14 protein-coding genes are annotated in these 13,696 nt (G+C 61.7%); 12 read left to right on the top strand and 2 right to left on the bottom strand.

Translation table 11 applies throughout. The annotated features are described in order from the left end of the window. The 12 genes from P1U55_RS13860 to P1U55_RS13805 form a co-directional block, all read left to right on the top strand. Positions 1-457 (top strand): tyrosine-type recombinase/integrase (locus P1U55_RS13860; protein ID WP_301048214.1); only part of this gene is annotated, 457 nt, incomplete at its 5' end. Between the two features lie 205 nt (positions 458-662). Then, positions 663-1,352, top strand: coding sequence for a phosphatidylcholine synthase (locus tag P1U55_RS13855; RefSeq protein ID WP_301048213.1), 690 nt, complete (start codon positions 663-665; stop codon positions 1,350-1,352). Positions 1,353-1,458: 106 nt separating this feature from the next. Next, positions 1,459-2,535 carry a hypothetical protein gene (locus tag P1U55_RS13850; protein WP_301048212.1) on the top strand — a complete coding sequence of 359 codons (1,077 nt, stop codon included), beginning with the start codon at positions 1,459-1,461 and terminating at the stop codon, positions 2,533-2,535. A 74-nt stretch (positions 2,536-2,609) separates the two neighbouring features. Next, positions 2,610-3,743: a hypothetical protein gene (locus P1U55_RS13845; RefSeq protein WP_301048211.1), complete on the top strand. Its 1,134-nt coding sequence runs from the start codon at positions 2,610-2,612 to the stop codon at positions 3,741-3,743. Between the two features lie 69 nt (positions 3,744-3,812). Beyond that, complete coding sequence (locus tag P1U55_RS13840; RefSeq protein ID WP_301048210.1) at positions 3,813-5,753, top strand: ATP-binding protein; 1,941 nt, start codon at positions 3,813-3,815, stop codon at positions 5,751-5,753. After that, positions 5,753-6,382 (top strand): hypothetical protein, encoded by a 630-nt coding sequence (locus P1U55_RS13835; RefSeq protein ID WP_301048209.1) that lies wholly within the window; start codon positions 5,753-5,755, stop codon positions 6,380-6,382. The genes P1U55_RS13840 and P1U55_RS13835 overlap by 1 nt, the downstream gene beginning before the upstream one ends. A 90-nt stretch (positions 6,383-6,472) precedes the next feature. Further along, positions 6,473-7,819, top strand: coding sequence for a DUF6638 family protein (locus P1U55_RS13830; RefSeq protein ID WP_301048208.1), 1,347 nt, complete (start codon positions 6,473-6,475; stop codon positions 7,817-7,819). A gap of 6 nt (positions 7,820-7,825) precedes the next feature. Continuing rightward, complete coding sequence (locus tag P1U55_RS13825) at positions 7,826-8,101, top strand: hypothetical protein (protein ID WP_301048207.1); 276 nt, start codon at positions 7,826-7,828, stop codon at positions 8,099-8,101. An 8-nt stretch (positions 8,102-8,109) separates the two neighbouring features. Continuing rightward, on the top strand, positions 8,110-8,796 hold the full coding sequence (locus P1U55_RS13820; protein ID WP_301048206.1) for a DUF1523 family protein: 687 nt from the start codon (positions 8,110-8,112) through the stop codon (positions 8,794-8,796). Positions 8,797-8,857: 61 nt separating this feature from the next. Further along, complete coding sequence (locus P1U55_RS13815) at positions 8,858-9,745, top strand: DMT family transporter (RefSeq protein WP_301048205.1); 888 nt, start codon at positions 8,858-8,860, stop codon at positions 9,743-9,745. A 33-nt stretch (positions 9,746-9,778) separates the two neighbouring features. After that, positions 9,779-10,318, top strand: a complete 540-nt coding sequence (locus P1U55_RS13810; RefSeq protein WP_301048204.1) for an RNA polymerase sigma factor — start codon at positions 9,779-9,781, stop codon at positions 10,316-10,318. Next, positions 10,315-12,384 (top strand): von Willebrand factor type A domain-containing protein, encoded by a 2,070-nt coding sequence (locus P1U55_RS13805; RefSeq protein WP_301048203.1) that lies wholly within the window; start codon positions 10,315-10,317, stop codon positions 12,382-12,384. The genes P1U55_RS13810 and P1U55_RS13805 overlap by 4 nt, the downstream gene beginning before the upstream one ends. A gap of 165 nt (positions 12,385-12,549) precedes the next feature. Here P1U55_RS13805 and P1U55_RS13800 read toward each other — a convergent pair whose 3' ends face one another. Then, positions 12,550-13,035: an Hsp20 family protein gene (locus P1U55_RS13800; RefSeq protein ID WP_301048202.1), complete on the bottom strand. Its 486-nt coding sequence runs from the start codon at positions 13,033-13,035 to the stop codon at positions 12,550-12,552. Between the two features lie 154 nt (positions 13,036-13,189). Then, positions 13,190-13,696: trypsin-like peptidase domain-containing protein (locus P1U55_RS13795; RefSeq protein WP_301048201.1), on the bottom strand; the 507-nt coding region annotated here is incomplete at its 5' end.

Raw genomic sequence — 13,696 nt, 5'->3', positions numbered from 1 at the left:
GCTGCGGATATCCGAGGCGCTCTCGCTCACCGGGGCCGACGCGCCGCTGCCCGAGGTGCTGCGCATCACCGGCAAGGGCGGCAAGGAGCGGATCGTCCCGGTTTTGCCCGCCGCCCGCGCTGCCGTCGCAGACTATGTGCAGGAATGCCCGTTTGAGCTTACGCCAAACTCGCCGCTCTTTCGCGGGGTGCGCGGCAAGGCGCTGAACCCCCGCCTGATCGCCAAGGTGACCGAGGCCGCCCGCATGCAGCTTGGCCTGCCCGCCACCACCACGCCGCATGCGCTGCGCCACAGCTTTGCCACCCACCTGCTCGAAGCCGGGGGCGATTTGCGCGCGATCCAAGAGCTACTCGGCCATGCCTCGCTTTCCACCACGCAGGCCTATACCGCCGTTGATACCGCTCGCCTGATGGAGGTGTATGAAAGCGCCCACCCGCAGGCCCGCCGCCCCGGTTGACCGGGCGCCCCGCGCGCCCCGCCTCTCCCGAACGCCCCGTTAACCCCTCGCCGCCTTGCAAAAACCCATATGCATGGTTTGTGCATCCCTTGTGTATCCATTGTGGCTGTGATCTTTTTGCGGTTAACGGCCCAAATCCCTCCCACGCAACGGCATTTCCGCAAAACCCTTGCACCAATCCCACCGCCCCCTTAACGACTTGCCCATGAGTGCGCGCTACAAGGCCTTCTCGGTCCACCTTTTCACCGCCACCGGGGCGGCTTTGGCCATGCTGGCCATGCTCGCTGCCGTTCGTGGCGCCTGGGATGAAATGTTCCTATGGCTGCTCGCCGCCCTCGTGGTCGACGGGATCGACGGCCCGCTTGCGCGGCGCTACCACGTTCTCACCCATGCCCCGCAGATTGACGGGGCGCTGCTTGACCTGATCATTGATTTCCTCACCTACGTCTTCATCCCCGCTTTCGCGCTCTATGGTTCCAGCCTCCTGCCCAACCCCTGGGGGGCGATTGCCGCCCTTGGAATATGCTTTGCCGCCGTGCTGTATTTTTCTGATACACGCATGAAATTACAGGATAATTCCTTTCGCGGCTTTCCCGGATGCTGGAACATGGCGGTGCTGGTCCTGCTCGCCCTCAAGCCCAGCCCGGTGATCACCCTCATCACCTGCGCCCTGCTGGCGGCGGCAATGTTCCTGCCGCTCAAGTTCGTCCACCCGGTGCGCACCCGCCGCTGGCGCTGCTTCACCCTGCCAGTCACCCTGGCATGGACGGTTTTTGCCGGACTGGCGGCCTGGCAAAGCTTTGAGCAGGCAGCATGGCTCAGCTGGGCCCTTGGCCTCACAACGGCCTATGTGGCCCTCGCCGGCATCGCCCAACAGCTCATTCCCGCCCGTTAAGGCGTGAAACCGTCACCACTGGCGCAAATCGCGCGTGACGATCCTTAACTTTTCGGGGTAAAACACCCACATATAGCCCAAGCACATAGTATTTTGAGGAGATCCGATGGCTGATTTTGATGCGATGATCAAGAAGTCACAGACCCAGGTTTCAGAGACCCAAGGCAAGATCGAAGAACTGTCCAGCCGGATCGAAACCGCACGCCAGAAGATGGCCGAAGGGCAGGATATTCAGATCGACATCGAGAACGCCACGCTCGAAGATGTCCATGCGCACACCGACCTGATGAACGCCAATATCGCCGAGCTTATCATGGGCCTCGATGATGTGACCGCGGGCTTCTCCGAAGACTTCTCCGAGATGCGCGACAAGACCGGCTGGGAGAGCATCGTCGGCATCTTTTCGGCGGGCAAATCCGAGAGCCTGCGCCAGGAGCGTATCCGCACCGCCAATATCGACGACAAGCTGCAAGACCTCATCGGAAAATCCGATATCATCGTGAAATTGCTGGAAAATCAGCTTGGCATCCTGAACGGCGAAAAGGTCAAGGTTGAGGCCAATCTCTCCGCCACGCTGGATGAACGCGAGGCCACCGTGGGCGAGCTTGAAGCCCTGCGCACCGAGATCCAATCCATGGACCCGGCGATCATCGAGTTGGAAAACAAGATCAGCGTCGAGCAAGACGCCGCCGCCCGCACCAAGCTTGAAACCGAGCTTGCCGAGTTGAACGCCAAGTATAACGATCTGGTTCAGCAGGAGCAGGTGCAACTGGCCAAAAGCCAGACGCTGGAGCGCTATATCGAGAAGGGCAAAACCTGGGTCGACTCGCTGCAAAATCAGGCCGCCACCCAGATGGTGCTGATCAACAAACTGCAAACAGACACCAAGCAGCGCGTGGTGCTTTATGACGCGCTCACCAAGTCGCTTAAAACCGCGCAGCAACAGGATGTGGCCCACCGGATCAACGAGATCGGCGTGAAAACCGACCAGGAGGCCCAGGCCGCCATGGCTGGCATCGGTGCCGCCACCAACCAGCGCATGGCCGACATGATGGAAGCCCATGAAGACCACATGGTCTTTGCCCGCAAAGTTCTGGAACAAAAGGCAAAAGCCGACGAACGCTTCGCCCGCCGGTTTGAGAAAATCGTCGAGAAGCACGACAAGAACATCTACGGCGCGTGATGCGCTTCACAGCACCAGAACCGGCGTCATCCCTCATGATCGGTGGGTTTCACCCACCCTACGGGGGATGACCCGTGACTAACGCCAAAGACACCCTCACCGCCGACCACGCGCAGCTTTCCGATGAGTTCGCCGCCCGGCGCTACTTTGCTAAGTTCGAGGCGATCACCGGCCACCTCACCCGCGTTGCAGCAGCAATGGAAGTGGAGGGCAACCTCAGCAAGGCCGAAGTCACGATCCTTGGCCGCTACATCCGGGATTTGTCCAATTCTTTCGGGGCTTTGGGCAACAAATATCTGCTCGCGGGCCGCGAGGGCACCCCCTTTGGCCAGCTTGATTTTGACCGCCACGAAAGCGGCTTTCCGGTGTTTCAGGAAATGCTCACCATGGCGGTGGACGCCCAGCAGGCGGCGCGGCATCTGGCCAATATGCCCAGCGAAACCGAGCTGAAAAACGACATGATCCGCCAGATCGTGGGGGACCTGACCATCCCCACCAAGCTGCAATACGCCATGGCACAGCGGCTCTACTACGAGGCGCTCACGGGCGGGGAGATCTTCTGGGCGCGCAACGATCCGGACGCGATTTGGCAGGGTATGGCGGGGGAGGAGCGAAGGCGCTTTCTGGTCCATTGGGCGATCTTTGACAGCCAGACCAACCTGCCGGTTATCTACCTGATGGAGCTGGAAGATTCCGGCCGCACCACCCTCCCACGGGATGAGCGCCGCTGGCCTGCCGTGCAAGGCCACCTGATGGCCCAAAGTTTCACCGGGCTGAAGCTCGTCACCATGGCGCAAGGCATTGACCAGGACTTCCCCGACCTGCACCCAAAGCGCCTGCGCCGCTTCCACATCGGCCCGATGTACTCCAGCGCCTACACCGTGCAATCCGGCCCGCTCTGCGAGGTTCTGGCCGAAGCCCGCGCCCCCGAAGGGCAGGACTGGGCCCTTGCCTGGACCGAGGAGGAGCTCGTTAGCGAACGGGTCCGCGAGGAAAAAACCGGATGGTTCTCGAAGGTCGAGCGCGAGGTTTTCACCCTTGATCCCTTCGCGGGCCGGGGTGCCGACCTTGGCGCAACCCGTCAGGAACGCGCAATAATTTGCCCCGAGCGCCCCTATCAGGTGCTGGCCGAGAAAAACCCACCCGGCTTTCACGGTGTGCGCAAATTCGTCGTCAGCCCCGGTGGGCGGGTGTTCAGCTACAGATAGATTTTAGGCCTCCGGCGGGGATATTTCCGGCAAGAAAATGGGGCAGGATTTGCAAGAGAGGAGAGGACAGTGAGCCTTTCAGCCGATCAGATGGAACTGCGTGAGGAGGAAATCCGCGCGCATTACGAGGCCGCCGCCGCGATGCTGGAGGGGATTGATCATACCCCCCGCATCGCCACGCCCAAGGAGGGCGCATCCTCCGCCCCCGAGCGCTCGCCCGGCATCGCCACGCGCCGCCGCTTCCGCTCCACCACCCCCGGCCTTGTCACCCGCAGCACGGCCCGCCCCGAGGGTGTGCGGCTGGTCGAGCGCATCGAGCAGGCCGATGACGGCGATCCGCTGGTTTCGCCCACCCAGGCCACCGTGCTCCACGCCCTGCGCCGGGCGGTTTCCATCGCGCTGGCCACGGGTGAAGCCTTTTGCGAGGCAACCGGCCTTGTGGCGCTGAAAAAGGAAAACCTGCAAGGCAGCCTCCCCGACGCCCGCAAAACCGAGTTTTCCGAGTTGCTCGCCGCCGAGGCGCTGGCGGTGATGTACACCTTTGGCAATGCCACCTCCTTCCTGCTGGCCAGTTCCGCCAGTGAAGCCAGTGTTGAAATCGGCGCTGTTGAAGAGGTGCTCACCGACAATGCCCCCCTGGCCCTGCACGGCTGTCTTTGGGAGCTGGATCAAGAGCTTGCCGCCTTCGGCGACGCCGAGCCAAAGCTGGTGGCCACCGTCATGGCCTATGCCGAGCAACTGATGGAAAAGGTCGCGCTGCGGGCCCAAACCGCGCCGCGCGTGGGTGCCTTTTCCGGCGCGAAATACCGGGTGGAGGCGGATGATTTCACCATCGCGGGCTTCACCCCGGCGCTCAAGGCCAAGGGCACAACGCTGGTCATGCAGTTCAAAAAGCCCAACGAGGTTGTCGGCAACCATATCGCCAAATATCAGGCGATGCGGCTGGCCAAGATGATCATGGCCTATGATTTTGACCGCAAACTCAACCCTTTCGTTGATCTTGGCGGCTTCATCTTTACCTTCATGGGCGATGGCAAGCCGGGCACCGGCAAAACCACCCTGATCCAGATGATGGCCGGTTTGGTGAGTGAGTATTGCAGCGTTGCGGGCTACCCCTTTCGGTACCAGAACTTCGGCATTGATAACATCGACAGCTATCAGGGCAAATCCGGCCAGAACGCAAAATCCTTTATCAGCAACGTGTTGGACCCGAATGTCATTGGCTTTGGCACGGTGGATGACATTGACCAGATCGCCGGAAAGCGCGGGGATCGCCAATCAAGCGCCGGTCAGCAAGAGGTGACGGCGGTGCTGATGGAGGCTTTCGCCGGCGCCAATACCGTGGTGCGCGGCAACTGCACCTTTGGCATGTTTTCCAACTACCCCGAAAACGTGGATGACGCCCTGCGCCAACGCGCCGGAGCGCGCTTTCTGGTCGATGGTCCGCAAACGCGGGACGACTACATCGACATCCTCTACCTCTTGATGGGCAAGAACCATTCCCTGCCCTTGGGCGACCACGAGGCCTATGCCGCGCAGGAGATCAAGAAGGCCGTTGCCGCCAGCTTCGAGGGCCATTCCAAACCCCATGAAGACGGGCTCGCCAAGGTGTTTGACCGGGTGCAGGACGAGATCGGCGAGCTGGACACCATCGCCAAGGTGGGCCGCTACCTGAAGGCCATTCAAGAGGCCGACCCGCGCTTTACCGGCCGCTCAATCAAGAACATCACCGATGCTGTAAAGGTCCGCGCGATGGACTTTGAGCTGCCCGACGAGTGGATGGAAACCCCCGAGCTGTTCCTCTTCAAACCCTACGAAGACAAGCTGGCGATGATCAGCGAACTGCGCCGCCCGATCACCATGGACATGCTGATCCAGGAGGTAAACCGCTACGCGGACAGCGAATTCCGCTATGCCGACAAGAGCGACGAGGTGGCGATCGAAGGCATGGTGCGGGATTACGAGCGGCAGGAAGAGGCGAAGCGGCGGTATTTGGAGGGGAAGGGGTGATGAGTGGAATAGCCGATGGGATAACCGCTCTCTCCAACTTCTTGCTCGCTGCCGCTGCCATAGCTGGTGCTGTGATTGCGGCAATGGGCTTAAACACGTGGAAAAACCAAAACATCTGGACTGCCGACGCTGAACTAGCTCGAAAAGCTCTGCTGACGATCTACCGATACCGAGATTCCCTCTATTCGATCCGGCATCCAGCCATGTTCATCTCAGAGATGCAGCTAGATGAGGAAGAAGCCTCTCAACTGAGAGACGAAGAAAAGCGCCGCCAAGGCGTAATTGACGCATACGCAAAGCGATGGGAAAAACACACGAGTGCAAGGCAGGACTTAGACGCCGTCCTTGTAGAAGCAGACGTTGTTTGGGGTAATGAATTATCGGAACTTGCTGCTGTGCTGAAGCAGCTTGAGCATGAACTATACACATACGTTATGCTACATTTGGACGCGCACTATCGGGGCGACACAAACCTAGCAGAAGATTACCGCAAAATCATAAAAGACCGCCGGGACATACTCTACGATCACTTGAATGATGAAGATATTTTTAGGAGGGATTTCACCACGGCCATGCGGCCAATTGAGAAGCTTTTGAGATCGATGTTAGGGCGCAAAAGTGGTCGCTGATCCTCCCCAACAGCCACAACGCCGGGTAACCTTTGGCCCCACGCCGCCCCCATACGAGACAGGCACAGTCCTTTTCGAGGAGCCCACCCCATGAAACGCCTCATCCAACATGGCCTGATGTTCGGCAACCTGATTGAGGTGTCCTCCCCCGCCCTCGTTGCCCGCTACAACCGCGCGCTCGAAAAGCTCACCGGCAAAACCACCAAGCTGAGCGATTTTCACATCGACATCTCAGGCTTTTCCCCCGAGATCGGCTTTGAGCTGGACGATGATCTTTATCTCAACCCCAACGGCTGCAACCGGCAGTTCATCCTGCTGACCACCGCGCAAAAAACCGCCCCGCTGCTCAACGCCAGTTTCTCCATGTCGCGCGGCATTCTGCGCCAGTTCATCGACGAAAACGAGCCGCAGCTTTTTGCCCTCACCTCCCGCGATGCGGTGATGGGCGAGTTGGACAATACGGTTTTCGAGGTCGCCAAACCCGCCCGCCTTTATGACATTCGCCGCATCACCGTGCGCGCCGATACCACCCAAGGCCATGTTGAGCAGGCCGAGGCGCTGGCCGATAGGATCGCGCGTTTCAAAAGCGAGCCTGATGCCTGGTGGGATGATGTGCTGATCGCCGAGATGATCGGGCTGGCCAAGGAAACCGGCGATGTCACCAGAAATCCGGTGCGTTTCAAAAACCCATCTTTCGAGCAGGGCAACTTTTGGACCTCGCACTTTGGCGGGCTCTATATTTTCCGCGATGTGGAGCATCCGGCGGCCATTACCACCGGCGCAAAAGAGGCCTTGGGCAAGCTGCCCGCGCCATATGTGTTCGATCTGGAGGATCGCGCCGGAATTGCGAAATTCCTTGAGCTGAACGAGCTGGTTGAACCCATCGTCAAGGCCAAGGGCACCGATGCCACGGCAATCCTCAAGCAGAAAATGGATTTCATCCTTGTCGATGTTGCCGCCACGCTGGGCCGTGATGTGCCGTCGCGCTCACGCGGGGAACTGCGCCAGCTTGCACAAACCCTCGGCTCTGCCCTGCCGCCCGAATTTCATGCGCTGGGCGAGCTGGTGCGCTGGGCCGAACAGGGGGGCAAATGGCCCAAGATCACCTCGTCACACCCCGCGTATTTTTACACCCTGCGCGCCACCGCCCACCCGGACCGTGACCTCATCAACCAGCTTCTCACCGAGTTGAGCCGCCTTGACGTGCGCCAGCTTTTCATCTGCCACAAGCAGTTGTTTTACGCGCTCTACCGCACCTGGCCCGAGAGCAAAAAGGCCTTCGTCGCTGATTTTCTGGCCCGCGAATACGCGGTAGACAAGGAGGGCGCGCGAACGGCACTCTTTGGCACCGGAGAACCCGCAATGGAAGAGCCCGCACCGCCGCCCAAGGAAGATCTGATAGATCTTGTCGGGCCGTGGGGCGCGGTCAGGAGGTAGCACGCAATGGGATTGGTCAGGCTGGTTGTGGTGGGGGGGATCATCCTCACGGTGATCTATTTCTCGATCTCCATCTACTCGCGCTCCATCCGGCGGGAACGGCTGGAGGACCGATGGGCCGAAGACCATCCCGATGGGGGTGACGCTGCCGACCGAACGGCCTATATCGAAGCGGGAATGGCCAAATACGAGAGCGGGCTGCGCAAAAAGCTCATCCTGCTGGTCTATGTGATCCCGGTCGTCGCCGTCGTGACGATCCTGTGGATCACCAACGCCAACTGAGGGGCGATATGAGAAATGTTTTGAGAGGCCTGCGCTGGGCTTTCTTCGGCGTAATCGCGCTGATCCTGCTTTATGTCTTGCCGCAGCACGATGTGGTGCGCATTTCCGGCACCGAGGTCATCCGGCAGGATTTCTCCTCGATCAACCGCCTGTTTTACGCGCAGGCCGATAGCGGCGCGAACGAGCTTGCCACCCGCGACGTGCGCTTCATCCAGACCGTCAAGCGCAAGACCTTCCTGCTTGGCTTCATACCGCGTGATGCCGAGGGTGTGATGGTGTATCGCAACGAGGATTCCGGCTGGATCTGGCCGCCCTACTTCAAGTTTGACAGCTCTGATCTTCAGGGCGAAGCGGCTGAGCTGGTGTCCACCAAAGCCAATCCGCAGTGGGCCGTCATCACCCATTATGGCTTTCGCAACCGGTTCTTCTCGATCTACCCCAATGCCATTGGCATCAAGCCGGTGGACGGCCCCGATTATTACCCGATTCCGTGGTTCAACATCTTCTTCTTCATCTTCCTCGGCATTGCTCTGCTCTTTGTGCGCGCCATGTGGCGGCAATTCCGCGAGCGCTCGCTTGATCCCGCGCTTGATGCCGCCGAAGACCGCTGGGACCGGGTAGAAGCCGCCGCCAACGAGCGCAAAAGCCGCTTTGGCCGCTGGTGGGATAGCTGGAAGAAAAAGCCCCGCCGCTAAACGCCCCTCCCCCACGTCGCACCCCTCGCACCCGTCTGGCCCACGCCCGCCCGGAGTCCCCATGGCGCTTCATCCAAACACCCAAGGCAGCCTTTGGATGGTTGCCGCGATGACCGGCTTCGCGGTGGAAGATGTGTTCATCAAGGCGGCGGCGGGCGAGGTGCCGGTGGGGCAGGTGCTGGCCACCTTCGGGCTGATCGGCAGCGCCATCTTTGCCCTCTGGGTGCTGGCGCGGGGCGAGCGCATCCTGCACCCGGCGCTGCTGTCGCGCTTCATGGCGGCGCGGGTCGGGTTTGAGATGATGGGCCGGGTGTTTTACACGCTGGCCATTGCCCTCACCCCGCTGTCATCGGCCTCGGCCATCCTGCAAGCCGCACCGCTGGTGGTGGCGCTCGGGGCAATGCTGTTCCTTGCCGAGCCGATCTCACGCGCGGCATGGCTTGCCATCGGGGTGGGCTTTGCCGGGGTGCTCATGGTGCTGCGCCCCGGTTTGGCGGGGTTTGATATGCTCGCCCTTCTCGCCGTGTTGGGCATGGTCGGTTTTGCCGGGCGTGATCTTGCCACCCGCGCCGCGCCCCCGGTGCTTTCGCATGTGCAACTCAGCCTCTACGGCTGCGCCATCCTTGTGCCGGCGGGCCTGCTGATCCTTGCCTTCCAAAGCCCGCCCGTGCTTCCCAGCGCCGCCAATGCCGCCCGCATCCTCGCCGCCTCGCTGGCAGGCTCTGCGTCCTACTATGCGCTCACCGTGGCCATGCGCACCGGCGATGTTGGCGTGGTGGCCCCGTTCCGCTATGCGCGCCTTGTGGTGGCAATGATCCTCGCCGCGCTGGTCTTTCACGAACGCCCCGACAGCCTCACCCTGATCGGCTCTGCCATCATCGTTGGCGCGGGCCTCATCGCCCTCACCGCCACCCGGCGCAAAAAAACTTTGCACCCCGCCAAGGATTGACCGTCGGCCCCCGTCCAACCCAATGTGATGCGCATGTCTGTGAGTGATCATTCCCTGGCCCTTGCCGCAGCGGGAGGCGACCGTGAGGCCTTTGCCTGCCTGCTGTCGCGCCACTATGATCGGCTGTTCACCTTTGCTTTCAGGCTCACCGGCAGCCGCGCCGAAGCTGAGGATCTCACGCAGGATATTTGCCTCGCCCTGCCCGCCAAGCTGCGCCTTTACGAGGGGCGCGCGGCGTTTTCAACATGGCTCTACCGGGTGGTGGTGAACGCCGCCCATGATCGCCGCCGCCGCGCCGCCAGCCAAAGCCGCGCCGCCGATGGCTGGGGCGATTGGGAACAGGCCCGCCAGGCCGAGCTGCATGAGGCGGCAGAGGCGCTCGATTGGCTGACAGAAGCCATGCGCGCGCTGCCCGAAGAGCTGCGCGTCACCTGCGCCCTGATCCTGGGCGAAGAAACAACACAAGCCCAGGCCGGAGACATCCTGGGCGTGAGCGAGGGCACCATCGCCTGGCGCATGTCAGAGGTCAAAAAGCGCCTCCGCGCCCGGGCAACCGAGGAACTGAACCAATGAGCGAGCATGATCTCGACAAGCTGAAAGCAGCGCTCAAGGCCGCCCCGCCCGCCCCCGATAGCGCGGCAAAAGCGGCCCATATGGCCGCCGCCATGGCCGCCTTTGATGACGAGGCCGAAAAAACTGCGACCGCCGCCCAAGGATCGGCCAGCGGGCCGCGTCCTACTCCTGAAAGCCGCCAAAAGGGTTGGCTCTGGACAGGAGTGCAAACGATGCTCGACAAGCTGACAACCAAGGCCGGACTGGCCGCAACCACCGGGATCGTGGCCGCAGGCCTCGCCGCCGTGGTGATTCTGCCGCAAATGGGGGAGCAAGGCGCCATGCAGCCGGGCAACTCCGTTGAGAAGACTGCCGTCGCAGAGCCAACGATCGCCGGTGACATCGTCTCGCCAGAGAGTGAAGAGGCCGAAGCAGCCGCCCCCCAGGCGCCCAAGGTCACCGCAGCCCCCGAGCCCATGGCCGAAGTCGCCATTGATGACGCAGTCGCCTCAAAACCAACTGTCAGACACTCCCTTTCGACCGGCAAGAAGCCGACGCAAAATAACGAACGCAGCCTTTCCTCCGAGAGTACTCATGGCCTCCTCAAGCCCTCCAACCCGCCCGTTGGGGCCACGCTCCCAACCCCCGATCAGGATCGCTTTGCCCCGCCCCCGGCAGACACCGAAGCCTTCCCCGAAGCCGCCACCAATCCCGTGAAGGTGGTAAGCGAAGAGCCGGTCTCGACCTTCTCGATTGATGTGGATACCGCCAGCTATTCCGTCGTGCGCTCCTCGCTCAATGCCGGGCGGATGCCGCCTGCCGATGCCGTGCGCATCGAGGAGATGGTCAACTATTTCCCCTATGGTTACCCCGCCCCCACCGCCGATGATCCGGCCCCCTTCAAACCGACCGTCACGGTTGGCGATACGCCGTGGAACGACGGCACCAAACTGGTAACCATCGCCCTGCAAGGCGAGCTGCCCGTGGTTGAAGACCGCCCGCCGCTCAACCTTGTGTTCCTGATCGACAGTTCCGGCTCGATGAACCAGCCCAACAAGCTGCCCCTGCTCAAACAATCCCTGCGGCTGATGCTGCCCGAGTTGCGCCCCGAGGATGAGGTGGCCATCGTGGCCTATGCAGGCTCCTCCGGCCTCGTGCTGGAGCCTACCCCGGCGGGCGAACGCTCCACCATCCTCACCGCGCTTGACCGGATCAGCGCAGGCGGCGGCACCGCTGGTGAAGCGGGCCTCCAACAGGCCTATTCGGTGGCCGAGCAAATGACCGGTGAAGGTGAAATCAGCCGTGTGCTGCTGGCCACCGATGGTGATTTCAACGTGGGGCTTTCTGGCGCAGATGCGATGAAAACCTACATCAAAGGCAAGCGTGACAGCGGCACTTACCTTTCGGTTCTCGGCTTTGGTCGCGGCAACCTCAACGATGCAACGATGCAGGCGCTGGCGCAAAACGGCAATGGCCAGGCCGCCTATATCGACACCCTCAGCGAGGCCCGCAAAGTGCTGGTCGATCAACTCACCGGCGCGCTCTTTCCCATTGCCTCCGATGTGAAAATCCAGGTCGAGTTCAATCCCGCCCAAATCGCCGAATACCGCCTGATCGGCTATGAAACCCGCGCCCTGAAGCGCGAGGATTTCAACAATGACAAGGTCGATGCGGGCGACATCGGCGCAGGCCATTCCGTCACCGCGCTTTATGAGGTAACCCCCGTTGGCTCCCCCGCCGTGCTGAACGCCCCGCTGCGCTACGCCGCAGGTGACGCGCCCCAGCCCACAGCCGAAAGCTCGCCAGAGTTGGGCTTCCTCAAGATGCGCTGGAAAGAGCCGGGAGAAAGCGTGAGCGAGCTTCTCGAAGTGCCGATCATGGGCGACATGGCCGAGGCCACCGATGACACCCGCTTTGCCACCGCCATCGCCGCCTTCGGTCAGCTTCTCAAAGACTCCGATTACATCGGTGACTACAGCTACGAAGACGCCATCGCGCTGGCCAATTCGGCCAAGGGCGATGATCCCTTTGGCTACCGCGCCGAAGCGGTGCAATCGATGCGCCTCGCCGAGAGCCTGTCCCAATAACGCCGGCAATCCCCGCGCTGCCCTCCCCTTGGCGCGGGGGTCACCCCCGGCTGCGCGGCCCCCCGTGTGTCCTCACCGGGGCCGTTGCTATCCCGCCCCCCTCACTACAAAAAAGGCGCGCGGGTTTCCCCGCACGCCCCGATCACAAGGTCAGATACCGTCCGCTCAGGCGGTTTCGGTTTCCTTGGCCTCAGCTTCATTGGCTTCAGCCTCAATCGCCGTCGAATTGCCGCTGGCAATCTCAATGCGGCGCGGCTTCAGCGCTTCTGGCACTTCGCGAACAAGGTCAATGTGCAGCATCCCGTCGGCATGGGTGGCCCCTGTCACCTTCACATGGTCGGCCAGCGTAAACCGGCGCTCAAACGCGCGGGTGGCAATGCCACGGTGCAGATAGGTCTTGCCCTCGTCGCTGTCTTCTTTGCGGGCCGCAATAATCAGCGAACCGTCCTTCACATCAACCGAAAGTTCGGCCTCGTTAAAGCCGGCAACGGCCACCGAAATCCGGTAGTCATTCTCGCCAACCTTTTCGATGTTGTAAGGCGGGTAGCTGGGCTGCGCGCCGTCGGTGGTAAGCGCACGATCCATCATGTCAGCGAGGCGATCAAAGCCCACGGTGGCACGGTATAGGGGGGAAAGGTCATAGTTACGCATGGGTATCCTCCATTGAGCGATATAGTTAGCGTTTTCAGTCACATGCGCCCTCCATGGTGGACGGGCGCGGGGTCATACACAGGCCCCTTGGGCACCTGCGTAACCTATATGTGGGAAGCCTTCTCGGGGGTTTCAAGAGCCGGGATTTGCCGCCTCAGGGCTGCACAAAATGCGGCCCGCCAGTAGGGCGCACAAACCGCGCTCCTGTCTGGTTGCGGGTGCCAACGCGCAGGTGTTTGGCCGCCAGATGCGCCTGCGGAAACACGCCCCGCCCGGCCCTGAGATCAGCGCGAAGCTGCGCCACCTTGCTCTCCACCCGCATCCCGAGTGAGAGCATCTTGCCCTCCTCGCGCGCGCCCTTCGAGATGATCGACACAATGCGCGGGCGCCCGCCTGACATCTCAAAAACCGGCGCCCCGGAGGAGCCGAATGTCACATCACAGGAAAAGGCCAAGGCCCCCACCCGCTCACCCAAAACCTCGCATTTGCGCTGGAGCGACATGATCTCAGACCGGCCCTGCCCGTAAGAGGCCACCGCAACAGCCTCGCCGGTGCGCACCTCTTGCGAAAGCTCATAGGGGGCTGCATTGGCCGCCGCGATCGGGCGATCAAGCTGCAACAGGGCCACATCGGCCATCAACTGGCCAATCATATCGCCGCT

Origin of the sequence: Vannielia sp., from assembly GCF_029212645.1 — a bacterium.
In the GTDB taxonomy this organism is placed as follows: domain Bacteria; phylum Pseudomonadota; class Alphaproteobacteria; order Rhodobacterales; family Rhodobacteraceae; genus Vannielia.
This window is presented reverse-complemented; position numbering and strand designations above follow the sequence as displayed.

Bases quoted from the DNA above. Each gene is read 5' to 3' on its own strand.
- P1U55_RS13855 (WP_301048213.1), top strand. From the start codon at position 663: ATGAGTGCGCGCTACAAGGCCTTCTCGGTCCACCTTTTCACCGCCACC.
- P1U55_RS13825 (WP_301048207.1), top strand. From the start codon at position 7,826: ATGGGATTGGTCAGGCTGGTTGTGGTGGGGGGGATCATCCTCACGGTG.
- P1U55_RS13815 (WP_301048205.1), top strand. From the start codon at position 8,858: ATGGCGCTTCATCCAAACACCCAAGGCAGCCTTTGGATGGTTGCCGCG.
- P1U55_RS13830 (WP_301048208.1), top strand. From the start codon at position 6,473: ATGAAACGCCTCATCCAACATGGCCTGATGTTCGGCAACCTGATTGAG.
- P1U55_RS13800 (WP_301048202.1), bottom strand. From the start codon at position 13,035: ATGCGTAACTATGACCTTTCCCCCCTATACCGTGCCACCGTGGGCTTT.
- P1U55_RS13805 (WP_301048203.1), top strand. From the start codon at position 10,315: ATGAGCGAGCATGATCTCGACAAGCTGAAAGCAGCGCTCAAGGCCGCC.
- P1U55_RS13810 (WP_301048204.1), top strand. From the start codon at position 9,779: ATGTCTGTGAGTGATCATTCCCTGGCCCTTGCCGCAGCGGGAGGCGAC.
- P1U55_RS13835 (WP_301048209.1), top strand. From the start codon at position 5,753: ATGAGTGGAATAGCCGATGGGATAACCGCTCTCTCCAACTTCTTGCTC.
- P1U55_RS13850 (WP_301048212.1), top strand. From the start codon at position 1,459: ATGGCTGATTTTGATGCGATGATCAAGAAGTCACAGACCCAGGTTTCA.
- P1U55_RS13820 (WP_301048206.1), top strand. From the start codon at position 8,110: ATGAGAAATGTTTTGAGAGGCCTGCGCTGGGCTTTCTTCGGCGTAATC.